Source organism: Nocardioides sp. Z24_21 (assembly GCF_058134345.1).
On the sequence record NZ_JBYTTH010000002.1, the window covers coordinates 479,576 to 506,089 of the forward strand.

At 74.0% G+C, this 26,514-nt stretch carries 26 protein-coding genes; 13 read left to right on the plus strand and 13 right to left on the minus strand.

Annotated features, from left to right (window positions below):
* Positions 1-46: 46 nt before the first annotated feature.
* The 8 genes from AC3X7Z_RS08675 (at position 47) to AC3X7Z_RS08710 (ending at position 8,920) form a co-directional block, all read left to right on the plus strand.
* Complete coding sequence (locus AC3X7Z_RS08675; protein WP_489975669.1) at positions 47-973, plus strand: Rossmann-like and DUF2520 domain-containing protein; 927 nt, start codon at positions 47-49, stop codon at positions 971-973.
* Entirely contained in the window at positions 970-1,896 is a 927-nt protein-coding gene (gene panC / locus AC3X7Z_RS08680) for a pantoate--beta-alanine ligase (RefSeq protein ID WP_489975670.1), read from the plus strand. The genes AC3X7Z_RS08675 and panC overlap by 4 nt, the downstream gene beginning before the upstream one ends.
* A gap of 11 nt (positions 1,897-1,907) precedes the next feature.
* Positions 1,908-2,324, plus strand: coding sequence for an aspartate 1-decarboxylase (gene panD, locus AC3X7Z_RS08685; protein WP_186340105.1), 417 nt, complete (start codon positions 1,908-1,910; stop codon positions 2,322-2,324).
* Between the two features lie 20 nt (positions 2,325-2,344).
* Entirely contained in the window at positions 2,345-4,042 is a 1,698-nt protein-coding gene (locus AC3X7Z_RS08690) for an L-aspartate oxidase (protein ID WP_489975671.1), read from the plus strand.
* The gene (gene nadC / locus AC3X7Z_RS08695) at positions 4,039-4,968 is read left to right on the plus strand and encodes a carboxylating nicotinate-nucleotide diphosphorylase (protein WP_489975672.1); all 930 of its coding nucleotides are present in this window, start codon (positions 4,039-4,041) and stop codon (positions 4,966-4,968) included. The genes AC3X7Z_RS08690 and nadC overlap by 4 nt, the downstream gene beginning before the upstream one ends.
* Complete coding sequence (locus AC3X7Z_RS08700; RefSeq protein WP_489975673.1) at positions 4,965-5,735, plus strand: type III pantothenate kinase; 771 nt, start codon at positions 4,965-4,967, stop codon at positions 5,733-5,735. Before nadC ends, AC3X7Z_RS08700 begins: the two co-directional genes overlap by 4 nt.
* Positions 5,736-5,836: 101 nt before the next feature.
* Positions 5,837-6,172 carry a histone-like nucleoid-structuring protein Lsr2 gene (locus AC3X7Z_RS08705; RefSeq protein WP_489975674.1) on the plus strand — a complete coding sequence of 112 codons (336 nt, stop codon included), beginning with the start codon at positions 5,837-5,839 and terminating at the stop codon, positions 6,170-6,172.
* Between the two features lie 168 nt (positions 6,173-6,340).
* Positions 6,341-8,920, plus strand: coding sequence for an ATP-dependent Clp protease ATP-binding subunit (locus AC3X7Z_RS08710; protein WP_186340110.1), 2,580 nt, complete (start codon positions 6,341-6,343; stop codon positions 8,918-8,920).
* 29 nt (positions 8,921-8,949) lie between these two features.
* Here the strand turns inward: AC3X7Z_RS08710 and AC3X7Z_RS08715 are convergent, their stop codons facing one another.
* A complete protein-coding gene (locus AC3X7Z_RS08715; protein WP_489975675.1) occupies positions 8,950-9,828 on the minus strand; it encodes an HhH-GPD family protein in 879 nt (292 codons plus the stop codon).
* Positions 9,829-9,895: 67 nt separating this feature from the next.
* Here AC3X7Z_RS08715 and AC3X7Z_RS08720 point away from each other — a divergent pair, with 67 nt between their 5' ends.
* Positions 9,896-10,732 carry a hypothetical protein gene (locus AC3X7Z_RS08720; protein WP_489975676.1) on the plus strand — a complete coding sequence of 279 codons (837 nt, stop codon included), beginning with the start codon at positions 9,896-9,898 and terminating at the stop codon, positions 10,730-10,732.
* Positions 10,733-11,056: 324 nt separating this feature from the next.
* Here the strand turns inward: AC3X7Z_RS08720 and disA are convergent, their stop codons facing one another.
* Together disA and radA are read right to left on the minus strand one after the other, a co-directional pair.
* Entirely contained in the window at positions 11,057-12,127 is a 1,071-nt protein-coding gene (gene disA / locus AC3X7Z_RS08725) for a DNA integrity scanning diadenylate cyclase DisA (protein WP_186340415.1), read from the minus strand.
* A gap of 112 nt (positions 12,128-12,239) precedes the next feature.
* A complete protein-coding gene (gene radA / locus AC3X7Z_RS08730) occupies positions 12,240-13,637 on the minus strand; it encodes a DNA repair protein RadA (RefSeq protein WP_186340113.1) in 1,398 nt (465 codons plus the stop codon).
* A gap of 128 nt (positions 13,638-13,765) precedes the next feature.
* Between radA and AC3X7Z_RS08735 the strand changes: the two genes are divergently transcribed.
* On the plus strand, positions 13,766-14,812 hold the full coding sequence (locus AC3X7Z_RS08735; RefSeq protein ID WP_186340114.1) for a LacI family DNA-binding transcriptional regulator: 1,047 nt from the start codon (positions 13,766-13,768) through the stop codon (positions 14,810-14,812).
* A 23-nt stretch (positions 14,813-14,835) separates the two neighbouring features.
* Here AC3X7Z_RS08735 and AC3X7Z_RS08740 read toward each other — a convergent pair whose 3' ends face one another.
* The 10 genes from AC3X7Z_RS08740 to AC3X7Z_RS08785 form a co-directional block, all read right to left on the minus strand.
* Positions 14,836-15,519, minus strand: a complete 684-nt coding sequence (locus AC3X7Z_RS08740; RefSeq protein WP_241005306.1) for a class I SAM-dependent methyltransferase — start codon at positions 15,517-15,519, stop codon at positions 14,836-14,838.
* Positions 15,516-16,154, minus strand: coding sequence for a VOC family protein (locus AC3X7Z_RS08745; RefSeq protein ID WP_186340115.1), 639 nt, complete (start codon positions 16,152-16,154; stop codon positions 15,516-15,518). The genes AC3X7Z_RS08740 and AC3X7Z_RS08745 overlap by 4 nt, the downstream gene beginning before the upstream one ends.
* A gap of 59 nt (positions 16,155-16,213) precedes the next feature.
* The gene (locus tag AC3X7Z_RS08750) at positions 16,214-17,584 is read right to left on the minus strand and encodes an alkaline phosphatase family protein (protein ID WP_489975677.1); all 1,371 of its coding nucleotides are present in this window, start codon (positions 17,582-17,584) and stop codon (positions 16,214-16,216) included.
* A gap of 37 nt (positions 17,585-17,621) precedes the next feature.
* Positions 17,622-18,791: a metabolite traffic protein EboE gene (gene eboE / locus AC3X7Z_RS08755; RefSeq protein ID WP_489975678.1), complete on the minus strand. Its 1,170-nt coding sequence runs from the start codon at positions 18,789-18,791 to the stop codon at positions 17,622-17,624.
* A gap of 1 nt (position 18,792) precedes the next feature.
* Positions 18,793-19,677 carry a TatD family hydrolase gene (locus tag AC3X7Z_RS08760; RefSeq protein WP_489975679.1) on the minus strand — a complete coding sequence of 295 codons (885 nt, stop codon included), beginning with the start codon at positions 19,675-19,677 and terminating at the stop codon, positions 18,793-18,795.
* Positions 19,677-20,348: an EboA domain-containing protein gene (locus AC3X7Z_RS08765; RefSeq protein WP_489975680.1), complete on the minus strand. Its 672-nt coding sequence runs from the start codon at positions 20,346-20,348 to the stop codon at positions 19,677-19,679. The genes AC3X7Z_RS08760 and AC3X7Z_RS08765 overlap by 1 nt, the downstream gene beginning before the upstream one ends.
* Positions 20,345-21,232, minus strand: coding sequence for a sugar phosphate isomerase/epimerase family protein (locus tag AC3X7Z_RS08770; protein WP_241005307.1), 888 nt, complete (start codon positions 21,230-21,232; stop codon positions 20,345-20,347). Before AC3X7Z_RS08770 ends, AC3X7Z_RS08765 begins: the two co-directional genes overlap by 4 nt.
* On the minus strand, positions 21,229-22,092 hold the full coding sequence (locus tag AC3X7Z_RS08775; RefSeq protein WP_489975681.1) for an SCO3242 family prenyltransferase: 864 nt from the start codon (positions 22,090-22,092) through the stop codon (positions 21,229-21,231). The genes AC3X7Z_RS08770 and AC3X7Z_RS08775 overlap by 4 nt, the downstream gene beginning before the upstream one ends.
* Positions 22,089-23,282: an inositol-3-phosphate synthase gene (locus tag AC3X7Z_RS08780; RefSeq protein ID WP_489975682.1), complete on the minus strand. Its 1,194-nt coding sequence runs from the start codon at positions 23,280-23,282 to the stop codon at positions 22,089-22,091. Before AC3X7Z_RS08780 ends, AC3X7Z_RS08775 begins: the two co-directional genes overlap by 4 nt.
* Positions 23,283-23,348: 66 nt before the next feature.
* On the minus strand, positions 23,349-24,131 hold the full coding sequence (locus AC3X7Z_RS08785) for a DUF3109 family protein (RefSeq protein WP_186340122.1): 783 nt from the start codon (positions 24,129-24,131) through the stop codon (positions 23,349-23,351).
* A gap of 26 nt (positions 24,132-24,157) precedes the next feature.
* Between AC3X7Z_RS08785 and AC3X7Z_RS08790 the strand changes: the two genes are divergently transcribed.
* The 3 genes from AC3X7Z_RS08790 to AC3X7Z_RS08800 are packed head-to-tail and all read left to right on the plus strand — an operon-like array spanning position 24,158 to position 26,498.
* Positions 24,158-25,102 carry a Ppx/GppA family phosphatase gene (locus AC3X7Z_RS08790; protein ID WP_489975683.1) on the plus strand — a complete coding sequence of 315 codons (945 nt, stop codon included), beginning with the start codon at positions 24,158-24,160 and terminating at the stop codon, positions 25,100-25,102.
* A 2-nt stretch (positions 25,103-25,104) separates the two neighbouring features.
* A complete protein-coding gene (locus tag AC3X7Z_RS08795) occupies positions 25,105-25,896 on the plus strand; it encodes a sugar phosphate isomerase/epimerase family protein (RefSeq protein ID WP_489975684.1) in 792 nt (263 codons plus the stop codon).
* Positions 25,893-26,498 (plus strand): TetR/AcrR family transcriptional regulator, encoded by a 606-nt coding sequence (locus AC3X7Z_RS08800; protein ID WP_489975685.1) that lies wholly within the window; start codon positions 25,893-25,895, stop codon positions 26,496-26,498. Before AC3X7Z_RS08795 ends, AC3X7Z_RS08800 begins: the two co-directional genes overlap by 4 nt.
* Positions 26,499-26,514: the final 16 nt, after the last annotated feature.

Here is a 26,514-nt window from a genome sequence, read left to right on the forward strand (position 1 = left end):
CAGTAGATCGGTACCCCTCACGGGACTGAAACGAAGAGGTCGCCCCATGACGCACGACCCTGTCCTCCGCCCGGTGCCCCGGGTCGGGGTGATCGGCGCGGGACGCGTCGGCGCCGTCCTGGCCGCCGCCCTCCGCTCCGCCGGCCACGAGGTCGTCGCCGCCGCGGGCGAGTCCGACGCCTCCCGCCGTCGCATCCACGACCTGCTGCCGGGGGTCGCCGTCGCCAAGCCGACCGACGTCGCCCGAGCCAGCGACCTGCTGCTGCTCACCGTGCCCGACGACATGCTGTCCAACGTGGTGACCATGCTCGTGGCGAGCGGCGCCGTCCGCGAGGGACAGGTCGTGGCGCACACCAGCGGCCGCCACGGCCTCGCCGTGCTCGAGCCCGCCAGGCTGGTCGGTGCCCGCACCATCGCCCTCCACCCCGCCATGACCTTCACCGGCACCGAGGTCGACCTGCCCCGGCTGGCGGGCTGCGTCTTCGGCGTCACCGCCGGCGCGGACGACCGCGCCCTCACCGAGTCGCTCGTCGCCGACCTCGGCGGACGCGCGATGTGGGTGCCCGAGGAGCGCCGCACGCTCTACCACGCGGGCCTCGCGCACGGCGCCAACCACCTCGTCACGCTGGTGGCGGAGGCGATGGAGATCCTCTCCGCCGCCGGGGCCGACGACCCGGCCGCGACCCTGCGGCCGCTGCTCACCGCCGCGCTCGACAACGCCCTCGAGGACGGCGACGCCGCCCTGACCGGGCCGATCGTGCGCGGCGACGTGGAGACCGTCCGCGCGCACCTCGCCGACCTCCGCGCCACCGCCCCTCAGACGCTCACGTCCTACCTCGCCATGGCCCACGCCACCCTCGACCGTGCCGTCACCGACGGCCGGCTGCTGCCCATCCGTGCGGCAAAGATGCTGGGCGTCCTCGACGACGCAGCCGCCCCGGGCGCCGAAGCCCCCCGCCACCAGCCTCGATGACCACGATCCCCTCACTCGCGTCGACGCGCGAGGAGCTGGCCGGCCTGCTCGCGCGTGCCCGTCGAGAAGGCCGACGGGTGGCCTTCGTCCCCACCATGGGCGCCCTGCACGACGGCCACGCCAGCCTGATGCGTACGGCGCGGGCCGCCACGGACGGTCCCGTCGTGGTCAGCATCTTCGTCAACCCGATGCAGTTCTCCCCGACCGAGGACCTCGACCGCTACCCCCGCACGCTCGATGCCGACCTCGAGGTCTGCGCCGCGGAGGGCGTCGACGTCGTCTTCGCGCCCGGCGTGGAGGAGATGTACCCGGGCGGCTTCAGCCACGACTCGGTCCACGACGGCGTCACCGTCGCGCCCGGGACGCTCGCCACGATCCTCGACGGCGCCTCCCGCCCCGGCCACTTCGACGGCGTGCTGACGGTCGTGGCCAAGCTCTTCGGCCTGGTCCGCCCCGACGTCGCGGTGTTCGGCCAGAAGGACTACCAGCAGCTCGTGCTCGTGCGCCGGATGGTGCGCGACCTGGCGATGGGCATCGACGTGGTCGGGGCCGAGACGGTGCGCGAGCCCGACGGCCTGGCCCTCTCCAGCCGCAACCGCTACCTCGACGCCCGCGAGCGGCAGGCCGCCACCGCCCTCAGCCGGGCGCTCCTCGCCGCCCGGGCCCGCGCGCCGTACGGCGTGCCTGCCGCGCGCTGGGCCGCGATGTCGGTCCTGAAGGCCGAGCCCGGCCTCGAGCTCGACTACCTCGCCCTGACCTCGCCCGACCTCGGTGAGCCGCCGGAGACGGGCGAGGGCCGGATCCTGGTCGCCGCCCGCATCGGCACCACCCGGCTGATCGACAACATGGCCATCACGTTCGACCGGGTCGCCGACGGCGGCCCTGCGGCGGGGACCGCGTCCGCGACCTCGACCACCACCTGAAGGAGCGCCACGTGCTGCGCACGATGATGAAGTCCAAGATCCACCGCGCCACGGTCACCCAGGCCGACCTCCACTACGTCGGCTCGGTGACCGTCGACGAGGACCTGCTCGACGCCGCCGACCTGCTGCCGGGCGAGCTCGTCCACATCGTCGACGTCACCAACGGCGCCCGCCTGGAGACCTACACGATCGCCGGCGAGCGCGGCTCGGGAGTCGTCGGCATCAACGGGGCCGCGGCCCGGCTGGTGCACCCCGGCGACACCGTGATCCTCATCGGCTACGGGCAGATGGACACGGCCGAGGCGAAGGGGCTCGTGCCCCATGTGGTCTTCGTCGACGCCGACAACGCGATCGTGGCCACCGGCCACGACCCGGCCGAGACGTTCGGCGACCCGTCGCTGGGCCGCGGCGACACGATCGTCGCCTGACCAGCCGATAGCCTGCGCCGATGACCTCCCGCCGGCCGGTCCCGGGCCGCCTCCGCGCCCCGGCGCCGGGCTGGACGACCCGCGCCGACGTCGTCGTGGTCGGCTCCGGCATCGCGGGGCTCACCGCCGCTCTCCGCATCCACGCCGCCGACCCGGCGCTGCGCCTGCTCGTGGTGACCAAGGACGTCCTCGCGGCCGGGTCGACCCAGTGGGCCCAGGGCGGGATCGCCGCCGCGCTCGGCCCGGGGGACTCCCCCGACCAGCACGAGCGCGACACCCTCGTCGCCGGGGCCGGCGCGTGCGACGCCGACGCCGTGCGCGTCCTGGTCACCGAGGGCCCCGCGGCCGTCCACGAGCTGATCGCGCTCGGCACCCGCTTCGACCACCATCCCGGCGGCGAGCTCTCGCTGACCCGCGAGGGCGGCCACCACCGCGACCGGATCGCCCACGCCGGCGGCGACGCCACGGGCGCGGAGATCCAGCGCGCCCTGATCGCCGCCGTCGAGCGCGCCCCGGCGATCGAGGTCGTCCCGCACGCGCTCGCGGTCGACCTGCTGCGCGCCGCCGACGGCGGCGTCGCCGGCCTGACCCTGCACGTCCTCGGCGAGGGCCAGCACGACGGCGTGGGGGCCGTCCTCTGCCGTGCCGTCGTGCTCGCCTCCGGCGGCCTGGGCCAGGTCTTCAGCCAGTCCACCAACCCCAGCGTGGCCACCGGCGACGGGATCGCGCTCGCGATGCGCGCGGGTGCCCGGCTGCGCGACCTGGAGTTCGTCCAGTTCCACCCCACCGTCATGTGGCTCGGCCCCGACTCCCAGGGCCAGCAGCCGCTGGTCTCCGAGGCGGTGCGCGGCGAGGGGGCGTTCCTGGTCGACGTCGACGGCGTGCGCTTCATGGCGGGCCAGCACGAGCTGGCCGACCTCGCGCCCCGCGACGTGGTCGCCAAGGCGATCACCCGCCGGATGATCGAGACCGGCCGCCCGCACGTGTGGCTCGACGCCCGCCACCTCGGCGCCGCGTTCTGGCAGAGCCGCTTCCCGACCATCCTCGGTGTGTGCCGCGACCACGGGGTCGACCCGGTCACCGAGCTGATCCCCGTGGCGCCCGCCCAGCACTACGCCTCCGGCGGCGTCGCGACCGACCTGTGGGGGCGTACGTCCGTCCCCGGGCTCTACGCCACCGGCGAGGTCGCCTGCTCCGGCGTGCACGGCGCCAACCGGCTGGCGTCCAACTCCCTGCTCGAGGGCCTGGTGTTCTCCCGCCGCATCGCCGACGTGCTGCCCGGCGAGCTGCGCCAGGGGGCCGATCCGGCGCCCGACGAGCGGCCGGCCGGCCTGGTCCCGGGCGAGCGCCGCCGAGCCCTGCAGGAGACGATGACGAGCCGCGTCGGGGTGCTGCGCCACGCCGCCGGCCTGGCCGAGGCGCTGACCCTGCTCGGCTCGCTGGACGACGGCGAGGCCGAGGTCGGCCCGCCCGCCTGGGAGACCACCAACCTGCTCACCGTCAGCACCGCGCTCGCCGAGGCCGCCGCGGTGCGCGCCGAGACCCGCGGCTCGCACTGGCGCGAGGACCACCCCGACCGCGACGACACCCGCGCCGGCCACGTCGACGCGTGGCTCGACCCCGACGGTCGCGTCGCGGTCGAGTGGACGGCGGCACCCTCCACCGATCCCTCCACCGTCCCCCCGACCGTTCCCCACCCCGCGGAGGTGCCGGCATGACCCGCCTCGACGACGTGCCCGCCGAGGTGCTCGACGACCTGCGCGCCGCCGGGCTCGACCCGAAGCACGTCTGGGACGTCGTGGCCCGGGCTCTCGCCGAGGACCTGCCCGACCCGCGGGCCGACGACCCGACCAGCTCCTCGACGATCCCGCTCGACGCGCGTGGCGAGGCGGTGTTCGCGGCGCGTGAGCCGGGGGTCGTCGCCGGGCTCGGCGTCGCCGCCGTCGCGTTCGCCGCCGTGGGCGCCGACGCCACGATCACCGGGCGGCTCCCCGACGGCGCGCGGGTGGCGAAGGGCGACGTCGTGATGCGCGTCCAGGGCCTGACGCAGCGGATGCTCGTCGCCGAGCGCACGGCGCTCAACCTCGCCTGCCACCTCTCGGGCATCGCCACGGCGACGGCCCGCTGGGTCGACGCGCTCGAGGGGTCCCCGACCCGGGTGCTCGACACCCGCAAGACGCTGCCCGGCCTGCGCACGCTGCAGAAGTACGCCGTGCGCTGCGGCGGCGGGGTCAACCACCGCTCGAGCCTGCAGGACATGGCGATGGTCAAGGACAACCACGTCGTCGCGGCCGGGGGCGTGCTGTCCGCGCTCGAGGCCATCCGCGGCCGCCACCCCGGCCTGCCCGTGGAGGTCGAGGTCACCACGCTCGACCAGCTCGAGGAGCTGCTCGCGCTGCCCGAGCCGCCCGAGCGGGTCCTGCTCGACAACATGAGCGACGACCTGATGGCCGAGGCCGTGCGCCGCACGGCGGGGCGGGTGCCGCTGGAGGCGAGCGGCGGCATCACGCTCGAGCGGGCCGCCCGCATCGGCGCGACCGGCGTCGACTTCGTCTCGGTGGGGGCGCTCACCCACTCGGTCGTCGTCCTCGACATCGGCATGGACCTCCTGCCGGCCCCGACTCCCGCGGAGGTGCTGCCATGACGCTGCTCGCCGTCGACATCGGCAACAGCCACACGTGCGTCGGCCTCCTCGACGGCGAGGAGGTCACCGCGCACTGGCGGGTCAACACCGACGAGCGCCGCACCGCCGACGAGTGGTCGGTGCTGCTGCGCGGGCTGGTCGCCGAGCGGATCCACGACGTCGACGGCGTGGCCGTGTGCGCCACCGTGCCCGCCGTGCTGCACGAGTGGCGCGAGATGCTCGAGCGCCACTTCGGCGACGTCCGTGCCATCGTCGTCGAGCCCGGCGTGCGCACCGGCATCCCGGTCCTGATGGACAACCCCCGCGAGGTCGGCACCGACCGCATCGTCAACTCGCTGGCCGCCGCGACGCTCTACGGCGGCCCGGCGATCGTGGTCGACTTCGGCACCGCGACGACGTTCGACGTGGTCAACGCCAAGGGCCAGTACGTCGGCGGCGCGATCTCGCCGGGCATCGAGATCTCGCTCGAGGCGCTGGGCCGCCGCGGCGCGCAGCTGCGCAAGGTCGAGCTCGCCAGGCCGCGGTCGGTCATCGCCAAGAACACCGTCGAGGCGCTGCAGAGCGGGATGGTCTTCGGGGTCGCGGCGCAGGTGGAGGGCCTGGTGGCGCGGATGATCGCCGAGCTCGGGGTCGCATCCGAGGACGTCACCGTGATCTCCACCGGGCACCTGGCCGCGCTGCTCGTCGAGGACTGCGGCTGTTTCACCGTGCATTCCCCGTGGCTCACCCTCCAGGGATTGCGATTGGTGTTCGAACGAAATTCCTGAATTGCGACGTCAGGAATTGCCTGACTCCTTTTGCGCCCGCTCGCGTTGTGCTGCCAGACTGTTCTTTGTCCGTAATTCAGGTAAAGGAAAAGGAATCGGCCATGGCGCAAAAGGTAAACATCGTGCTCGTCGACGACCTCGACGGCACCGAGGCCACCGAGACCGTCTCCTTCGGCCTCGACGGCACCACCTACGAGATCGACCTCAACGACGCCAACGCCGCCGCGCTCCGTGAGGCCCTGAGCGGCTACGTGGGCCACGCCCGCAAGGTGGCCGGCGGCGGCCGACGCACCCGCCGCTCGTCGGGCGGGTCCGCCTCGTCGTCGTTCTCGAACACCAAGGACGTGCGCGAGTGGGCCAAGGCGCAGGGCATGGAGGTCTCCGAGCGCGGCCGGATCTCCGCCGACGTGCAGCAGGCCTACGACGCCGCCCACTGAGGCGGACCACCCCGCGCGGCGCGCGGCGACGCTCGCGGCCCGTTCGCTGTGAGCGGACGGGCTCGTCGCTGGGGTGGGAACACGTAGGCTGATGTCGGGCGTTGAGCCCAGTGTCCGCACCCCGGCCCCGTGCCGGACCCGCGGACCCGCAGACGTAGAGGAGCGCACATGTTCGAGCGGTTCACCGACCGAGCCCGGCGAGTTGTCGTGCTGGCCCAGGAAGAGGCCCGCATGCTCTCCCACAACTACATCGGGACCGAGCACATCCTGCTCGGCCTCATCCACGAGGGCGAGGGTGTCGCTGCCAAGGCGCTCGAGTCCCTCGACATCTCCCTGGAGGCCGTGCGCGCCCAGGTCGAGGAGATCATCGGCCAGGGCCAGCAGGCCCCGTCCGGCCACATCCCGTTCACCCCGCGCGCCAAGAAGGTGCTCGAGCTCTCGCTGCGCGAGGCGCTCCAGCTCGGCCACTCCTACATCGGCACCGAGCACATCCTGCTCGGCCTGATCCGCGAGGGCGAGGGCGTCGCCGCCCAGGTGCTGCAGAAGCTCGGCGCCGACCTCAACCGGGTGCGCCAGCAGGTCATCCAGCTGCTCAGCGGCTTCCAGGGCAAGGAGTCGGCCGCGGCCGGCGCCCAGACGTCCGGATCGGGCGGCGAGGCCCCGTCGAGCTCGCTGGTGCTCGACCAGTTCGGCCAGAACCTCACCCAGGCCGCGCGCGAGGGCAAGCTCGACCCCGTCATCGGGCGCGAGCAGGAGATCGAGCGCGTCATGCAGATCCTGTCGCGCCGCACGAAGAACAACCCCGTCCTCATCGGCGAGCCGGGCGTCGGCAAGACCACCATCGTGGCCGGCCTCGCCCAGGACATCGTCAAGGGCAACGTGCCCGAGACGCTCAAGGACAAGCAGATCTACACGCTCGACCTCGGCGCCCTGGTCGCCGGCTCGCGTTACCGCGGTGACTTCGAGGAGCGCCTCAAGAAGGTGCTCAAGGAGATCCGCACCCGCGGCGACATCGTGCTGTTCATCGACGAGATCCACACCCTCGTCGGCGCCGGCGCGGCCGAGGGCGCGATCGACGCCGCCAGCATCCTCAAGCCGATGCTGGCCCGCGGCGAGCTGCAGACCATCGGTGCCACGACGCTCGACGAGTACCGCAAGTACCTCGAGAAGGACGCCGCGCTCGAGCGCCGCTTCCAGCCGATCCAGGTGCAGGAGCCCTCGATCGCGCACACCATCGAGATGCTCAAGGGCCTGCGCGACCGCTACGAGGCGCACCACCGCGTGACCATCACCGACGAGGCGCTGGTCTCCGCCGCGACGCTGGCCGATCGCTACATCTCCGACCGGTTCCTGCCGGACAAGGCGATCGACCTCATCGACGAGGCCGGCTCGCGCCTGCGCATCCGCCGGATGACCGCGCCGCCGGACCTGCGCGAGTACGACGAGAAGATCGGCGACGTGCGCCAGCGCAAGGAGGCCGCCATCGACGGGCAGGACTTCGAGGCCGCGGCCCGCCTGCGCGACGAGGAGAAGCAGCTCTCCGCCCGCCGTGCCGAGCGCGAGAAGCAGTGGCGTGCCGGCGACCTCGACGAGATCGCCGAGGTCGACGAGGAGCTGATCGCCGAGGTCCTGGCCGTGGCCACGGGCATCCCGATCGTCAAGCTCTCCGAGGAGGAGTCCACCCGCCTGCTCAAGATGGAGGACGAGCTCCACAAGCGCGTCATCGGGCAGGAGGAGGCCGTCAGGGCACTCTCCCGCGCGATCCGTCGTACGCGCGCCGGGCTCAAGGACCCCAAGCGCCCCGGTGGCTCGTTCATCTTCGCCGGCCCCTCGGGCGTCGGCAAGACGTGGCTGTCGAAGACGCTGGCGGAGTTCCTCTTCGGCGACGAGGACGCGCTCATCCAGCTCGACATGAGCGAGTTCTCCGAGAAGCACACGGTGTCGCGACTGTTCGGCTCGCCTCCCGGCTACGTCGGCTACGAGGAGGGCGGCCAGCTCACCGAGAAGGTGCGCCGCAAGCCGTTCTCCGTGGTGCTGTTCGACGAGGTCGAGAAGGCCCACCCCGACATCTTCAACAGCCTGTTGCAGATCCTCGAGGAGGGTCGCCTGACGGACTCGCAGGGTCGCGTCGTCGACTTCAAGAACACCGTCATCATCATGACGACCAACCTCGGCTCGCGCGACATCGCCAAGAGCGTCAACCTCGGCTTCGGTGCCGTCGGCGCCGACGCTGCCGGCTCCTACGAGCGGATGAAGAGCAAGGTGTCGGAGGAGCTCAAGCAGCACTTCCGCCCCGAGTTCCTCAACCGCGTCGACGAGATCGTCGTCTTCCCGCCGCTGTCGCAGGAGCAGATCGTGGCGATGGTCGACAACATGATCGCCGCCGTGGAGCTGCGCATGAAGGACCGCGACATGTCCCTCGAGCTCACCGACCCCGCGAAGGCGCTGCTGGCCGAGCGCGGCTTCGACCCGGTGCTCGGTGCCCGCCCGCTGCGGCGCACGGTGCAGCGCGAGATCGAGGACGTCCTCGCCGAGAAGATGCTCTTCGGCGAGGTCGGCCCGGGCCAGATCGTGCTGGTCGACGTGGAGGGCGAGGGCCCGCAGGCGACGTTCACCTTCCGCGGCCAGAAGAACTCCACCGTGCCCGACATGCCTCCGCTGGAGACGGTCGACGCCGAGGGCTCGCCGGTCGTCGGGCCCGACGACACGGAGGGTCCCACCGACGTGCCGAAGGCCAACGAGGCCTGACCCACGGGGCTGCGAGCAGCCTCACCTGATCACCCCGGGAGCGCCCAACGCCCCGGGGTGATCTGCGTCAGGAGGCCGTCGGCGACCAGACCGGCCAGGCAGCGCTCGCGCTGCTCGGCGTCCGGCCAGGCCGCCTCGACCTGCGCGACTCCCACGGAGTCGGCCTCGCGGGCCAGGGCCAGGATCCGGCCGCGGCACTGCCGGTCGGTGCCCGCCCAGGCCTGCCCGCGCCGCGGCGGCCCGTCGTACGCCGGGAAGCCGGCCGCGCGCCACCGGCAGTCGGCCGCGATGGGGCAGACGTCGCACGAGGGCTGGCGTGCGGTGCACACGAGCGCGCCGAGCTCCATCGTCGCCACCGCCCACGTGGCGGCCGTCGCCTCGTCGTCGGGGAGCAGGGCCGCGGCCATGTCCCGCTCGCGGCGGGTGGGCGCGGGCGCCGGCAGCTCGGTGCCGTCGACGGCGCGAGCCAGCACTCGGCGCACGTTGGTGTCGAGCACGACGTGGCGCCGACCGAAGGCGAAGCTGGCGATCGCCGCGGCGGTGTAGTCGCCCACGCCGGGCAGGGCGAGCAGGTCGTCGTAGCCGGCCGGCACCTCGCCGTCGTGGCGCCCGACGATGGCAGTCGCGGCGGCGTGCAGGCGCAGGGCGCGGCGCGGGTAGCCCAGCCGGCCCCACATCCGCACCGCCTCGCCGGCGGGCTCGGCGGCGAGCGCGGCCGGGGTCGGCCACCGCTCCAGCCACGCCGCGTGCACGGGCAGGACGCGCGCCACCGGCGTCTGCTGCAGCATGAACTCGCTGACCATCACCGACCAGGGCGTGGCGGCCGCCCCGCGCCACGGCAGCTCGCGCGCGTGGTCGTCGTACCAGTCGAGCACGGCGTCGTGCAGCGCGCTGCCGGGAACTGTCATCGTCGCGATCGTAGGTGAGCCGGTGCGCCTCCACCGCCACGGGGCCGCGACTCCCTAGCCTGTGGGCATGCCGCCGACCGTACGACCGCGTGGGCCGCTCCCGGCCCGGGTCTACTGGACCCGACGTCTCGTCGTGCTCGGCATCCCCCTGGTGCTCGTCGTCGTGCTCGCGCGCGTGCTCGGCGGCTCCTCCGACGCCCAGGACGACGCCGCGGGGCAGGCGACCCGGGCCAGCGCGACCGCGTCGACCACGCCCGCCCCGACCGCCGGCCCGACCGTGGCGGTCGGCCCCGGCACGAAGGGACGCAAGGGCAAGAAGGGCGAGAAGGGCGGCAAGGGCACGGACGGCGCCACGACGACCGAGGAGGTCGCGCCCACGGAGCCGGTCCTGGCCGAGCCCACCGGTCCGTGCACCGAGTCCGACATCGTCGCCACCCCGGCCATCACCTCGGCCGCCGGCGGCTCGGACATCCCGATCACCCTCAACCTGCGCACCGTCGTGGCCGAGGCCTGCACGTGGCAGGCCTCGCCGGAGACGGTGGTGGTCACCATCACCTCGGGCAGCGACTACATCTGGAGCAGCCGCGAGTGCCCCGTGTCGATCCCTCCGCAGGACGTGGTGGTCCGCCAGGCCGTCGACGCCCCGGTCGTGGTCACGTGGTCGGCGCGGCGCTCCGACGAGGGGTGCACCAAGTTCACCGACTGGGCCGTCCCCGGCTTCTACCACGTGCAGGCCGCGGCGCTCGGCGGTGACGCCACCGACGTCCAGTTCGAGCTCACCGCCCCCCAGCCCGGCGTGATCACCAAGACCGCCGAGCCGGAGAAGCAGGGCGGCAAGGGCAAGAAGAACGGCGACACCTCCCACACCCCCGGCGAGGACGGCGCGGGCAACTCCGCCGGCTGACCGTTTTTGGGGCGGCCGTCCGGCTCTCGTCACTCGTCTCGCATTTGTCGGAGTCCCCGCTCGAGCGGGGACTCCGACACTTGGAGGGGGTTGCAAAGGCCTCCAGGTGTCGGACTGGGCCTACAAGTCGGGCGCGGGGAGTACGCCGGGCCGGCGCGACTCAGAGGTAGCGCTCCGCTCGACTCGTCAGGACGCGCCGGCTCGGCACGCGGTACGCGCCTGACGCGCCGACTCGACCTCCTCCGCGCGTCAGGACGCGCCGACTCGGCCCCCTCCCCGCGTCAGGACGCGCCGACTCGGCACCGGTACGCCGGGTGGGCGGGGTCAGATGTAGCGCTCGGTGATGCTCGACTCGGCGAGGCGGGAGAGGCCCTCGCGCACGCTGCGGGCGCGCAGCTCGCCTACGCCCTCGACCGCCTGGAGGTCCTCGATGCCGGCGGAGAGCAGCTGCTGGAGACCGCCGAAGTGGTCGACGAGGCGGTCGACCACGGCCGAGGGGAGGCGCGGCACCTTGGCGAGGAGGCGGTAGCCGCGGGGGGCGACGGCGGCGTCGAGGTGCTCGGCGCCGCTGAGGCCGATCGCGCGCGCCACGGCCGCCGGGTCGACCAGCTCGGTGGGGGACAGGGCGGCGAGCTCGGCGACGTGGGAGGTGGGGCTGGCGGGGCGGCGCCGGCCGCCGGGGAGGTAGTCGCGCACGACCAGCTCGCGCTCGGCGTCGACGCCGGTCACCAGCTCCTCGAGCTGCAGCGAGAGCAGGCGGCCGTCGGTGCCGAGCTCGAGCACGTAGTCCTCGATCTCGCTCGCGATCCGGATGACCATCTCGAGGCGCTGGGCGACCACGGCCACGTCGCGCACCGTCACCAGGTCCTCGATCTCGAGCGCCGACAGCGTCGCGGAGACCTCGTCGAGGCGCAGCTTGTAGCGCTCGAGCGTGGCGAGCGCCTGGTTGGCGCGGGAGAGGATCTTCCCGGAGTCCTCCAGCACGTGGCGGATGTCGCCGACGTAGGCGGCGATGATCTGCATCGACTGCGACACCGAGATGACCGGGTGGCCGGTCTGCTTGGCGACGCGCTCGGCGGTGCGGTGGCGGGTGCCGGTCTCCTCGGACGGGATGGTGTGGTCGGGCATCAGGTGGACCGCGGCCCGGTGGACCTTGGTGATGTCCTTGTCGAGGATGATCGCGCCGTCCATCTTGGCGAGCTCGCGCAGGCCGGTGGCGGTGAAGGGCACGTCGAGGGTGAAGCCGCCGGTGGAGATGGAGTCGACCGTCTTGTCCTGGCCGAGCACGATCAGGGCGCCGGTGCGGCCGCGGAGGATCCGCTCGAGCCCGTCGCGCAACGGGGTGCCCGGTGCGATCGATGCCAGGGTCGCGCGCAGCCTCAGCTGCTCGTCCATGCGCTCTGCCACCGGTGCCTCCGTGCTCTCTCTCGGACGCCCCCGTGCGCCGTGGGGTGAAGTCTAGGGGTGGGCGGCGGCGAACCACCGATCGTTGCCGGGCGGGCTGGCCTCAGAGCGGCGGCGTGAGGTCGAGGGTGAGCAGCGCCCCGACCACGTCGTCGACCTCGACCACCTGCAGGCCGTCGACCGTCCGGCGCGAGGGGATGCCCCGCTCGCTGGGCAACGCCCGCCCGCGCGGCACGACCGCGACCCGGAAGCCCAGGCGCGCGGCCTCGGCGACGCGCTGCGGCAGGTCGCGCACCCGGCGCAGCTCGCCGGCGAGGCCGATCTCGCCGATCGCGACGGCGCCGCGGGGCGGCGGCACGCCGAGGTGCGAGCTGGCCACGGCGACGGCCAGGGCGAGGTCGGCGGCGGGGTCGTGGAGCCTGGCCCCGCCGACGGTGGCCACGAACGTGTCGCTGCCGGCGATGCGCAGCCCCGCGTGGCGCTGGAGGACGGCGAGCACCATGTCGACCCGCGAGGACTCCACACCCGACACGGTGCGCCGCGGGCGCTCCAGCGGGGACGGGGTGAGCAGCGCCTGCACCTCCGCGAGGAGCGGGCGGCGACCCTCCATCGTCACCGCCACGCAGGTGCCGGAGACGTCCTGGGTGTGGTGCTCGACGAACAGGCCGGTCGGGTCGGTGACGGCCGAGATGCCCTCGGAGGACAGGTCGAAGCAGCCCACCTCGTCGACGGGGCCGTAGCGGTTCTTCATGGCGCGGAGCATGCGGAAGCGGGAGTTGCGCTCGCCCTCGAAGTGGAGCACCACGTCGACGAGGTGCTCGAGCACCCGGGGCCCGGCGATCGAGCCGTCCTTGGTGACGTGGCCGACGAGCACCGTGGTGATGTTGCGGGTCTTGGCCACCCGGATCAGCGCGGCCGCGACCTCCTTGACCTGGGTCACCCCGCCGGGCACGCCGTCGATGCCCGAGGCGCCGATGGTCTGGACGGAGTCGACGACGATCAGCGTGGGGCGGACCTCCTCGATGTGGGTCAGCACCGCCCCGAGGTCGGTCTCGGCCGCGAGGAACAGCTCGTCGTGCACGCCGCCGGTGCGGTCGGCGCGCAGGCGCACCTGCGCGGCCGACTCCTCGCCCGTGACGTAGAGGGTGCGCTGGCGGGTGCGGGCGGTCTGCGCTGCGACCTCGAGCAGGAGCGTGCTCTTGCCGACGCCGGGCTCACCGGCGAGCAGGATCGCCGCACCCGGCACGAGACCGCCGCCGAGCACGCGGTCGAGCTCGGGGACGCCGCTCGCGCGGGCGACGGACTCGGTGACCGGCACCTGGCCGATCGGCACCGCCGGCGTCGACACCGGCCCGGCGCTGGCGCGCATCGTGGGCGCCCCGGCCTCCGCGACCGATCCCCACGCCTGGCACTCGCCGCACCGGCCGACCCACTTGGCCGTCTCCCACCCGCACTCGGAGCAGCGGTAGGAGGAGCGCACCCGTGCGGTCTTGGTCGACATGCGGCCCACGCTAGGCGAGCCCACCGACACCGGGGGCACGCCGCGCGAGAGGTGCCCCGGTGGGCCGTCCGGGCGGGGCTTATGCTCACCTGCAATTGGATCGATCTAGGGCGATCGCGAGGGGCGGCATGGGGCGAGGCATCGAACACCGGACCGGGGGCACGCTGCCGGTCACGCCGCCGACCCTCGCCGACGTCGCCGAGCGGGCAGGAGTGTCGCGCCAGACGGTCTCCAACGCGGTCAACAACCCCGACCTGCTGCGTCCCGACACCCTCGAGCGGGTGCGCCAGACCATCGCCGAGCTCGGCTACTCGCCCAACCGCGCCGCGCGCAACCTCCGCACCCGTACGTCGTCGCTGATCGGCCTGCGCTTCGGCCCGGCCCAGGAGGGCACCGCCAACGCGGCGATGGACCGCTTCGTGCACTCCCTCGTCGAGGCCAGCGAGGAGGTCGGCTACCACGTCCTGCTCTTCCCCGGCGACGACGACGACCCGATCGGCGGCTACGACAACCTGCTGCGCTCCACCGCCGTCGACGCCTTCGTGGTCACCGACACCTACCTCGGCAACCCGCAGGCCGCCTGGCTGAGCCGGCAGCGGGCTCCCTTCGTCGCGTTCGGCCGGCCCTGGGACGACGACGGGGCCCGCCACGTGTGGGTCGACGTCGACGGTGCCGCCGGCATCGCACTCGCCACCCAGCACCTCATCGACCGCGGCCACACCCGCATCGCCTGGATCGGCTGGCGCAAGGACTCCCCGATCGGGGAGGACCGCCGCTCGGGCTGGGTCCGCACGATGCACGCCAACGGCCTGCCCACCACCGGCCTCGCCTCGCGGGTCGAGGACGTCGTGCACAGCGGAGCCGAGGCGGCCGCCGTCCTGCTCGACGAGTCGCGGCCCACCGCGTTCGTCTGCGCCTCCGACACCCTCGCGATGGGCGTGCTCCACACGCTCTGGATCCGCCAGCTCGCCCCCGGGCGCGACATCGCCGTGGTCGGCTTCGACGACTCGCAGGTGGCGCAGGTCTACCCGGTGGGGCTCACCTCGGTGCGGCAGCCGCTGGAGGACGTCGCGGTCGAGATCATCCGCACGCTGCGCGCCCTGCTGACCCACCAGCCGGTCGAGACGCGCGGCGTCCTCCTCGAGCCGACGCTGGCCATCCGCGAGTCGAGCTGACCCGGCCGGCCGCAGGGGTGCCCCTAGTAGTGCCGCCACCAGAGGTTGACGGCGTAGTCGACCTCGGTGCCGGTGTGGGAGGCGAGGGCCTCCTCGGCCGCCTCGGGCGGCAGCTCGATGCGCACGACCGCCTCGAGGTCCTCCCGCGAGGCGAACGACCAGCCCATGTCGATCGGGCGGCGCCGCCAGCCGTGCATCGACCAGAACCGCTCGACCGCCGTGGGGTCGACCTCGGGGAAGCCGCGCCGGAACCAGCCGCCGAACGTCGAGCGGGTGGGGTCGTTGTCGATCACGAACGCGGTGCCGCCGCGGCGCACGACCCGGTCGAGCTCGCGCAGGCCCGGCTCCGACCCGGGGCCGAAGAAGTAGGCCCACCGGGCGTGCACCACGTCGACGGAGGCGTCGGGGAGGGGCAGCGCCTGGGCGCCACCCTCGAGCACGGTGACGGTGCCGAGGGAGCGCGTACGCCGGCGGGCGAGGGCCAGGAGCGGCGGGTGCGGCTCGACGCCCACGACGCGCGCGGCCGTGCCGGCCCACAGGGGGAGGTGGAAGCCGGTGCCGCAGCCCACGTCGAGCACCGTGCGCCCGGCCCAGTCGCCGATCTCGCGCATCGCCGTCGCGATCCGGTCGTGCGGGTCGGCGGCGCGGTTCTCGAGCTCGTAGACCTCGGGGGTGTTCCAGATGTTGGGGGAGGGCCGAACCCTCAAATGCGCACCAGGCCCTGCGGCGTCTGGAGCTGGACGGCGACGATGCCGGGGGTGCCGTTGGGGGCGACCCACTCGACCTTGACGTCCTCCAGCGGCGCGTCGACGGTCTCGCCGAGCCACTCGCTGACCCGCTGCGGGTCGCCGGCGATCTCCAGGCAGTCGAGGGCGAAGTCGCCGGTCGCGCCGTTGCTGGGGTGCAGCTCGGGGGCGGACTGCCACTGGATGAAGAAGGGCAGCTGGGGGTCGGAGATCAGGCTGTTGACGCCGATCTGCTGCCAGAGCAGCTCCGTGCCGTCGGGGCGGCGACGGTTGCCCTTGACGGCCTCGCGGCCCAGGCGGGTCTCGAACGGCGCGATGTCGGCCACGGAGACGACCCAGCCCATCCAGCCGCCGCCGAGGGCGGAGCGGGCACGGACGGCCTGGCCGAAGGGAGCCTTGTCGCTGGCGGGATGGTCGAGGACCTCGACGATCTCCATGTAGATGTCGCCGTCCAGCGGCAGGATCATGTTGCGGGTGCCGAAACGGGGGTGGATGCCACCGTCGATGAAGTCCGTGCCGAGCAGCCCCCCGATGCGCTGGGCGGTGCTGGCGAGTCCATCAGGTCCGGCGGCGAAGCTGACGTGGTCCAGGCGCATGGCCAGATTCTCATCCGGGCGCATGGTGGCCTTGACACCGGGGTCCGGGTTTCTTGACGTCAAGAGGTGCCGGACAGCTCGAGCAGCAGGTCGCGCACGTCGGTGGCCGCCACCGACCCGGTCACGGCGCCCGGGGTGCTGCACACGAGCATCGGGCCGCCGGCGGGGTCCGCGGGCAGCCGGCCGTGGGTGCCGCGCACCGGCGACGGGTCGAGCGGGACGACCTTCATGGCGTAGCGCAGCCCCGCCATCTTCCTGGCGAGGGTGAGCCCCGCCTTGAGCTTCACCGCGCGGTCGTCGGGGTCGAAGAACAGCTCGGCCGGGTCGTAGCCGGGCTTGCGGTGGATCTCCACGCCCCGGGCGAAGTCGGGGGCCCGGGCGTCGTCGAGCCAGTAGTAGTAGGTGAACCACGCCGTCTCGTCGGCCACGAGCACCAGGTCGCCGGAGCGCTCGTGGTCGAGGCTGTACGCCGCCTGCGCGGCGCGGTCGAGCACCTGGTCGACGCCGGGCAGCTCGGCGCACCTCGCGCGCACCGACTCCAGGTCGGCCGGGTCGTCGACGTAGACGTGGGCGACCTGGTGGTCGGCGACCGCGAAGGCCCGCGAGGCCCACGGGTCGAGGTACTCCATGCCGTCCTGGGTGTAGACCTCGAGCAGCCCGGCGCGGCGCAGCATCCGGTTGACGTCGACCGGCCGGTCGGCTCGCGTGATGCCGTACTCGGAGAGCACCAGCGTGGTGACGCCGGCCCGCTCGGCGTCGTCGAGCAGCGGGGCCAGCGCCGCGTCGACCTCCCGCGCGGCCCGGGCCGCCTCGGGCGAGTCGGGGCCGAAGCGCTGGAGGTCGTAGTCGAGGTGCGGGACGTAGCAGAGGGTGAGGTCGCTGCGCGGCATCAGCCGGCGGGTGGCGGCGATGATCCACTCGCTCGAGGCGATCGAGGCGGTCGGGCCCCAGTAGGTGAAGAGCGGGAACTCGCCGAGCTCGCCGACGAGCTCGTCGTGCAGCTCGGGCGGGCGGGTGTAGCAGTCGGGCGCCTTCTTGCCGTCGGCGTAGTAGATCGGCCGCGGGGTGACCGTCCAGTCGGTCGTGGCGCCCATGGCGTACCACCAGCACACGTTGGCGACGGTGTAGTCGGGGCGCTCGCGGCGGATCGTCTCCCACACCTTCTCGCCCTCGACGAGCTTGTTGTGCTGGCGCCACAGGAACACCTCGCCGAGCTCGCGGAAGTACCACCCGTTGCCGACCGCGCCGTGCCCCGACGGCGGGAGTCCGGTGAGGAACGTCGACTGCACCGAGCAGGTCACGGCGGGCAGGATCGGCTCCAGCGTCGCCCGCGAGCCCTCGTCGGCGAGCCGCCGCAGGCGCGGCATGTGCTGGAGCAGGTCGGGGGTGAGGCCGACGAGGTCGACGACGAGCAGCTGGGGGTGGGCCACGGCGGTGTCCTGTCCTGGGTCGGTGCGGGGGCGGGTGTCAGTCGAGGGACGTCAGGCCGAGCCCGACCAGCTCGTCGCGCACCCACGCGAGCTCCGCGGCGAGGCCCGCCGCGAGCGCGTCGTCGTCGGCGGGGGCGCCGTCGGGCAGGACGGACCAGGTGTAGGTCTCGACCTCGAGGTGGTCGGTGCGGGCGGTGTCGCCGCCGAGGAGGGCGGCCAGGGACGCGCGCATCTCGTCGCGGCTGTTGCGCAGCGGCGGGGCGGGGTCGGCGTGGACCGGCACGTGGAAGTGCACCCGCCACGGCGACCCGTCGTCGAGCGGGCGCCGCCCGCCGAGTGCGTCGGGCAGGTCGTCGCGCGCGGCGAGGCGCTGGCCGGTGCGCTGGCGCACCTGGTGGAGGAAGCGGTCCTCGGAGTACGACGTCAGCGCGTCGCGGGCACGCGGGTCGGCCGGGTCGTCGACGACCAGGGCGGCCGCCGGCTGCACCTTGACCACGTCGAGGCCCGCGGCGTCGAGCCGGGCGAGCGCGTCGGTCGCGTCCTCGAAGCCGACGGCGAGGTGGCACAGGTCGAGGCAGACGCCGATCCGCTCGCGGTCGGCGGCGTCGAGCCGGTCGACCGCCTCGGCGATCGTCTCGATCACGCAGCCGGGCTCGGGCTCGAACGCGACGCGCACCGTGCGCCCGGTGTCGGCCTCCACCTCGGCCAGCCCTTCCGCGAGCGCCGTGAGGTGCAGCTCGGCCTGGGCCTGCCGGTCGGTGAGCCACGGGGCGCGCCAGGCCAGCGGCAGCGTCGAGATGCTGCCCCGGGCGGCGTCCTCGGGCAGCAGCGCGGCGAGGACGCGCGCCACGTCGAGGGTGTAGTCGAGCCGGGCCCGCTCCGCCCAGGTCGGGTGGTAGACGCGCTTCTTGACCACCTCGTCCTGGAAGGCGGCGTAGGGGAAGGCGTTGAGGGTGACGATCTCGACGCCGTGCGCATCGATCGCGTCGCGGAGCCGGGAGACGGCGTCGAGGTCGGAGGCCAGGCGTCGCGCGGCGGCGGCCGGCAGCCACATGCCCAGGCCGACCCGGTCGGTGCCGAGGTGGCGGCGCAGCCGGTCGCCGTAGGTGCCGACCTGCGCGATGAGGCCCTCGACGTCCTCGGCGGGCAGCACGTTGGTGCCGTAGCCGAGGTGGACGACGGTACCGTCGGGGTGGCGCAGCCTCATGTCAGTCCCGCGAGCCGCGCAGGATCGAGTTGCCCTCGAAGGTCGCCGAGGCGTCGCCGGCGCCCGTCCCGTCGGTGCCGCCCGTCGCGTCGGGGTCGATCATCAGCCGGCCGCTCTGGGCGAAGAACTCCACGGGGTTGCGCCACAGCACGCGGTCGACGTCGTCGGAGGAGAAGCCCGCCTCGAGCATCGCCGCACCGGTCTTCGCGGTCTTGAGGGGGTCGCTGCGGCCCCAGTCGGCGGCGGAGTTGACCAGCACCCGGTCGAGCCCGCGGCGGTGGAGGATCGCGACCATGCGGTGCTCGTCCATCTTGGTGTCGGGGTAGACCGAGAAGCCCATCCAGCAGCCGGCCTCGTCGACCTGGTCGACGGTGACCTCGTTGAGGTGGTCGACCACGACCATCCCGGGGGCCAGTCCCGACTCGGTGACCAGCTCCAGGGTGCGGCGGGTGCCCTGCTCCTTGTCGCGGTGCGGGGTGTGGACCATCGCCGGGAGCGCGAACTCGACCGCCAGCTCCAGCTGCCGCACGAACGCCTTCTCCTCCTCGACCGTCATCGAGTCGAACCCGACCTCGCCGACCGCCACCACGCCGTCCTTGGCGAGGTAGCGGGGGAGCACGTCGAGCACCTCGGCGCACCGGGGGTCGTTGGCCTCCTTGGGGTTGAGCGCGATCGTGCAGTGGTGGACGATGCCGAACTGCGAGGCGCGGAACCGCTCCCAGCCCACCAGCGCGTCGAAGTAGTCGGTGAACGAGCCGACGTTGGTGCGCGGCTGGCCCAGCCAGAACGCCGGCTCGACCAGCGCGCGGACGCCCGCGGCGTGCATCGCCTCGTAGTCGTCGGTGGTGCGCGAGGTCATGTGGATGTGCGGGTCGAAGATGCGCATCAGGAGTCCTTCTGCTTCTCGGGCTGCTTCTCGGGCTGCTTCTCGGGGGAGGCGCCGCAGGCGTCGAGCACGACCTGCACGTCGGGGGGTACGTCGCGCCCGGCCGCCTCGCGCTCGCGCTGGTAGCGCTGCACCATCTCGGCCAGCTCGCGGTCGGCGCGCCGGGAGAGGCCGGTGACCGACGCGACGGGGACGCCGGTGAACAGGCACTTGAGGACGCCCTGGCGCCACGCGTCGTCGTCGAGCCGGTCGCTGTGCGGTCCCATCGCCGCGGCGACGAGACGGGTGTCGTTGGTGCGCAGCGCGTCGAGCAGCAGGTCGGTGCCGTCGACCTCGTCGGGTGCTCCGGCCAGGGCGTGGAGCACGGCGCGCTTCTCGTCGTTGTCGCCGTAGCGGTAGACCTCGCCCAGCTCGGCGAGGAGGTCCGCGGCGTCGAGCGACCGCGCCGCCTCGACCACCAGCCGGACGCGCACCGCGTCCTCCAGCAGCACGCCGTCGGCGCCCGGCAGCGGTCCACGACCGGTCGTGCGCGCCGCGGCGGGGAACGTCCGGCCGAGCCGGGACGGGTCCTCGGCGACCTCGGCGTTCATGGCCTCCCACCGGGCGCGCGCGGCGTCGTCGAGCGCGCTCCGGATGGCGTCGTGGTCGGCGAGCGGACGGATGTCGGTCACGGCGTGGGTCCTTCGCTCTCGGCGTCCGCGAGGCGCGCCAGCGAGGCGCGCAGGGCGGCGATCTGACGTGCGGCCACCGTGGGCGCCGCGTGGGAGTGGCGGGGCAGCTCGACGCTGGCCAGGCCGGCGAAGCCGGTCGCCACCAGCGCGCCGAGGACGGCGTCGAGGTCGAGCGTGCCCTGGCCCAGCTCGAGGTGCTCGTGCACGTCGCGGACCATGTCGTCGACCTGCACGTTGCCGATGAGGCTGCCGGCGACGGCGACGGACGCCTGAGGGCTGCGCGGCTCGTTGCACACCAGGTGGCCGAGGTCGAGGGTGAGCCGGAGGTGGTCGGGCTCGCCGAGCCGCCGGCGCAGCTCGAGCGCCTCGTCGACGGTGTCGACGTGCATGCCGGGCTCGGGCTCGACGCAGACGACGACCCCCAGCTCGTGGGCGAGGTCGAGGACGGGGCCGAGCCCGTCGGTGAGCCGTCGCCAGCCCTCCTCGGCTCTCGTCCCCTCGGGCAGCACGCCCGACCAGCACGACATCGCCTCGGCGCCGAGCTCGGCCGCGATCCGCACGGCGCGGGTCAGCAGCTCGATCCGCGGGCCGCGGTCGCCGTCGCTGACCAGGGTCGGCTCGTGCTTGCGCCACGGGTCGAGCACGAATCGCGAGCCGGTCTCGATGACGACGGCCAGCCCGTGGTCGGCCAGCGACTTCGCGGCGCGGGCGGTCTGGGCGCCCGCGTCGTCGGCGAACGGGTCGAGGTGCGGCTGGTCGAGGGTGAGGGCGACGCCGTCGTAGCCGAGCCCCGCGATCACCTCGCAGGCGTCGGGGAAGCGGTGGCCGGAGAAGCCGTTGCTGCCGTAGCCCAGGCGCAGGGGGCTCCGTCCCGCCGCGCTCACGTCGGGCTCCAGCGGCGCGAGAGCGCCCGGTAGGCAGGTCCGGCGCCGACGACCGTGGCGGCGGCCGGGAGCCGGCCGCGGCGCGCCAGCCACGCGCCCTGCAGCAGGGAGAACCCCCCGATGCCGGTGCGGGTGGCGGCCCGCGCGGCCTCGGCCGTGGGCCGCCGCACCGCGCGGGCCTGGGCGCGGCCGACGACGACGGCGTAGGCCGCCGACAGGCCGACCCCGGTGAGCCGGGCGAGGCGACCCGTGCGCGCCTCGTAGAACGCGGCATGGGCCGTCGCGGCGGCCCCCACCAGCGTGGCGGCGGTCGCCGCGGCCGCGACCTCCGGACGGGTGCCGTGCACCTCGCCACGGCTGAGCCAGGTGAGGCCGGCGGTGTGGGCGGTCATCGCGAGGGCGGGCTGCCACGCTGCAGCGGGCGAGGCGTGGGCGCCGAGCAGGACGTCGAGCCCTCGTGTCGAGGCCATCGCCAGCGGCCCGAGCGGCGTGTCCTTGGCGGCCGCGTCGTAGCCGACCACCATCAGCGCGAGCGGGGCCGCCACCGCGACGGCCGAACGTCCGCCGAGCAGCGCGGCGACACCGAGGCCGGCTGCGCCGAGGCCGGCGGCGACGGCGAGGGCGGTCTCGGCGCCGACCCGACCGGACGGGATCGGGCGCTCGGGGCGCTCCTCGGCGTCGACGCCGCGGTCGCACCAGTCGTTGAGGGCCATGCCCGACCAGTAGAGGCACGTCGAGGCGAGTGGCATCGCCCACCCGCGTCCCGCGACCCCGGCATGCGCGGCACCGGCCCACGCGTCCCCCGGGATCGAGAGCGCGGCGGGGGCACGGGTCAGCTCGACGAGGTCGGCGAGCCTCACGTCGCCACCCGGTCGGCGCACGCCGTCGACCAGGAGAGCAGGGCCTCCCACTGCTGGGCGAGGCGGTGCTCCTGCGAGCCCAGCGGCTGCTTGAAGAAGAACCCGAGCGCGGACAGCGGCCCGCTCTCACCCACCGCGACGGCGCGGCCGGTCAGCCGGGCGAGGTCGAGCACGAGCGGCGCGGCCAGCGCCGAGTCGCAGCCCTCCCAGGTGAACTGCATCGTCATCCGGGTGCCGAGGAAGCCGTCGAAGCGGACGTGGTCCCACGCGGTCTTCCAGTCGCCGAGGTCCTCGACGTAGTCGATGTGCATGGGGCCGGGCACCGGGTGGCCGAGCATCGACTCCAGGCCCGAGCGCTTGGTGCTGGTCTTGCTCTCGCGGGCGGCGGGGTCAGAGAGCGTGGAGCCGTCGCCGCCGCCGAGCAGGTTGACCGAGGTCCACGACCGCACGGCCAGCGAGCGGGTGGAGAACATCGGCGCGAGGGCCGACTTCACCAGCGTCTCGCCGGTCTTGCCGTCGCTGCCGGCGTAGGCCGCGCCGCGCTCGTCGGCGAGCTCGCGCAGCGCGGGCACGTCGATGCCCGGGCTCGGCGTGAAGGCGACGTAGGCCGCTCCGGCGAGCACGGCGGCGCAGGCGTAGACCGAGCTCGTCGACAGCGGTGCGCGCCCCTGCGCCCAGGCGTCCTGCAGGCCGGCCCAGTCGGCGGCGTCGGGTCCGGCGTCGTGGGGCGCCTCGGTGCTGGAGACGTCGACGACCACGACGTGGTCGAGGCCGGCGCCGAAGTCGCGGATGTCGGCCGCGAGGCGCTCGACGTCGGCGCGCTGGTCGCCGGAGTGGCCGCGGACGCCGGCTCGCAGCCGCGCCTCGGCGTGCTCGAGCTCCGAGGTGACCTGGCGGGCGAGGACGCCGGGCACGACGCCGCCGGCCACGAGGCGCTCGGCCTGCTTGACCAGCGGGAGCGTGTCGACGTCGTGGCCGCCGACGACGATGTCGGCGTAGGCCGCCAGGCCCCGGGCGTCGAGGTCGGGGTGGGAGCACACGCAGCCGGTCTCGTCGGTCAGGTGGGCGGCGAGCGCGCTCAGGCCGATGGTCGCGGTCGTGGCCAGTGAGCCACGCGCGCCGATGAACCAGATCCCGAGGGTGCCGGCGGGGCCGGATCCCTCGGACGGGGGAGGAGGGGAAGGGACCACCCGACGAAGGTAATGCACGTCACACCCGCGTCACAGGGGGTGTCCGGGACTTTTGCGTGCCGCCGCTCAGAAGTGGCGCGGTGACGCGGGGTGCAGCGCGAGCGCCGAGCGCGAGACCACGTGCGCGTCGCAGTGGCGCACCAGCTCGGCGTACGCCTCGGCACCCATCAGCTCGACGAGCTCGGGCTCGTGGGTGAGGTAGACCGGCTCGGGCGCGACGTGGGCCTCGGTGTTGCCCGAGCAGTACCAGTCGAGGTCGTGGCCGCCGGGTCCCCAGCCGCGGCGGTCGTACTCGCCGATGGAGACCTCGGTGTAGCTCGTGCCGTCCTGCCGCTCGACCTCGCGGAACTGGCGCCGGATCGGCAGCTGCCAGCACACGTCGGGCTTGGTCTCGAGCGGGTTGCGCCCCTGGCGCAGCGCGAGGCCGTGGAGGGCGCAACCGGCGCCGACGTGCCCGCTCGCGTTGCTGAAGTCGGTGCGGTTGTGGAAGACGCACGCCTGCTGCCCGTCGACCTCGACCACGCGCGTCTTGCGCTCGCCGTCGTCGTCGGTGTCGACCCAGTCGGACGTGCGGACCGCCCGCCCGGGGTGCAGCTGCCAGTCGTCGGGGCCGAGCTCGGCGACGAAGGCCTTGACCCGACGCTCGTCGTCGCGGTCGGCGAAGTGGGCGCCCAGGGTGCAGCAGCCGACGTCGGGGGCGTCGGCGTAGATGCCCTGGCAGCCGTTGCCGAAGATGCAGGTGTAGGCGGAGGTCAGCCACGTGAGGTCGCAGCGGAAGACCTGGGCGTCGTCGGCCGGGTCGGCGAACTCGACGTACGCGCGGGGGAAGACGAGGTCGACTTCGGGCACGTGGCAAGCCTAGTAGCGTTGCGGGTATGCGCCTGGGCGTCCTCGACATCGGCTCCAACACCGGCCACCTGCTGGTGGTCGACGCGCACGGCGGGGCGGCGCCGCTCCCGGCGTCCTCCCACAAGCAGCCGCTGCGCCTGGCCGAGCACCTCGACGAGGAGGGCGCGGTCACTGCCGAGGGCATCGACGCCCTCACCGACTTCTGCGCCTCGGCGACGCGGATCGCCGAGGACAAGGGGTGCGAGGAGATGCTCGCCTTCGCGACCTCCGCGGTGCGCGACTCGGTCAACGCCGACGAGGTGCTCGCCCACGTCGAGGAGCACAGCGGGGTCCGGCTCGGCGTGCTGTCCGGCGAGGACGAGGCGCGGTTGACGTTCCTGGCCGTACGCCGCTGGTTCGGCTGGTCGGCCGGCCGGCTCGCCGTCTTCGACATCGGCGGCGGCTCGCTGGAGATCGCCGGCGGGTCGGACGAGGCGCCCGACGTCGCCTGGTCCCTCCCGCTCGGTGCCGCCCGGGTGGCACGGACGTGGTTCGGCGGCGGCCGGCCCTCCGACGAGGAGGTGCGCGAGCTGCGCAAGCAGGTGCGGGCCGAGATCGCCCGCGACGCCGGGCACCTCCTGCGCGGGGGCTCGCCCGACCGGGCTGCGGCCACCTCGAAGACGTTCCGCTCGCTCGCGCGCATCTGCGGCGCCGCGCCGAGCGGCGACGGGCAGCTCGTGCCGCGCTCGATCGAGCTGCAGGCGCTGTCGAGCTGGATCCCCAAGCTCGTCGACATGTCGCCCGCCGAGCTCGCCGACCTGCCGGGCGTCTCGCCGAGCCGCACCCACCAGATCGTGCCGGGCGCGATCGTCGCCGAGGCGTGCATGGACATCTTCGACCTGACCGCGCTCGAGGTCTGCCCCTGGGCGCTGCGCGAGGGCGTGATCCTGGAGCGGCTCGACCAGATCTCCATCGTCACGAGGCCGCGCTGACGATGGCTCCCCTCATCGGACTCTCGACCGCCTCGGTCTACCCCGAGTCGACCGCGCACGCCTTCGGATGGGCCGCGCGGCTGGGCTACGACGCGGTCGAGGTGATGGTCGGCATCGACACCCTCAGCCAGGAGGTCGACGCGGTCAGGAAGCTCAGCGAGCACCACGAGGTCCCCATCTGCGCCGTCCACGCGCCGTGCCTGCTCTTCACGCAGCGGGTCTGGGGCACCGACCCGTGGGTCAAGCTCGAGAGGTCGGCCGAGATGGCCGAGGCGGTCGGCGCCGACGTCGTGGTGGTGCACCCGCCGTTCCGGTGGCAGAAGGACTACGCCGCCGGCTTCGTCGAGGGCATCGCCTCCCTCGAGGCGCGCACGGGCATCGCCTTCGCGGTCGAGAACATGTATCCGTGGCGGGCGTCCTCGCGCCGCGGCATGGAGATGTACCTCCCCGGTTGGGACCCCAGCGCGGAGGACTACGCCCACACCACCATCGACCTCTCCCACGCCGCCATCGCCCGCAGTGACGTCGTCGCGATGGCCGACCGGATGGGTGCCAGCCTGCGCCACGTCCACCTCACCGACGGCACGGGCTCGGGCAGGGACGAGCACCTCGTGCCGGGCCGCGGCGTGATGGGCGCCGAGGGGTTCCTGCGCCACCTCGCCGGCACGGGCTTCGCCGGCCACGTCGTGCTGGAGATCAACACCCGGCGCGCCGCCGACCGCGCCGAGCGCGAGGCCGACCTGGTCGAGTCACTGGAGTTCGCCCGCGCGCACCTGGCCGTGGCGACGCCGTGAGCGCGCCGGCCGCCTCCCGCTCCGCCCGGGGTCGGCGCCCCGGCGCTCCCGACACCCGCGCCGAGGTGCTCTCCGCCGCGCGGGCGTCGTTCGCCGAGAAGGGCTTCCGCGGCACGACGATCCGCGCCGTCGCCGCCGCGGCGGGTGTCGACCCGGCGCTGGTGCACCACTACTTCGGCAGCAAGGACGACCTCTTCGTCGCCGCCCTCGAGATCCCGGTCGACCCGCGCGAGGTGCTCGCGCCGGTGGTCGCCGCCGGCCCGGACGGCGCCGGCGAGCGGCTGCTGCGGGCGTTCCTCGGCGTCTGGGACGACCCGGAGGTCCAGCCGGGGCTGCTCGCGATGGTGCGGTCGCTGGTGGCCGACGACTCCGGCGGCCTGGTGCGCGACGCGTTCATCCCCGTCGTGGTCGGGCCGGTGCTCGCCGGGCTCGTGCCCGACCGCCCCGAGGTGCGGGTGCCGCTCGTGGCCAGCCAGGTGGTGGGCCTGATCGTCGCGCGCTACCTGCTCGCCGTCCCGGCGATGGCCCAGATGCCGGCGGACGACGTCGTGGCGCGCGTCGGCCCCGTCCTCCAGCACTACCTCACCGGCGACCTTCCCTAGCCGCGCCCGCGCCCGG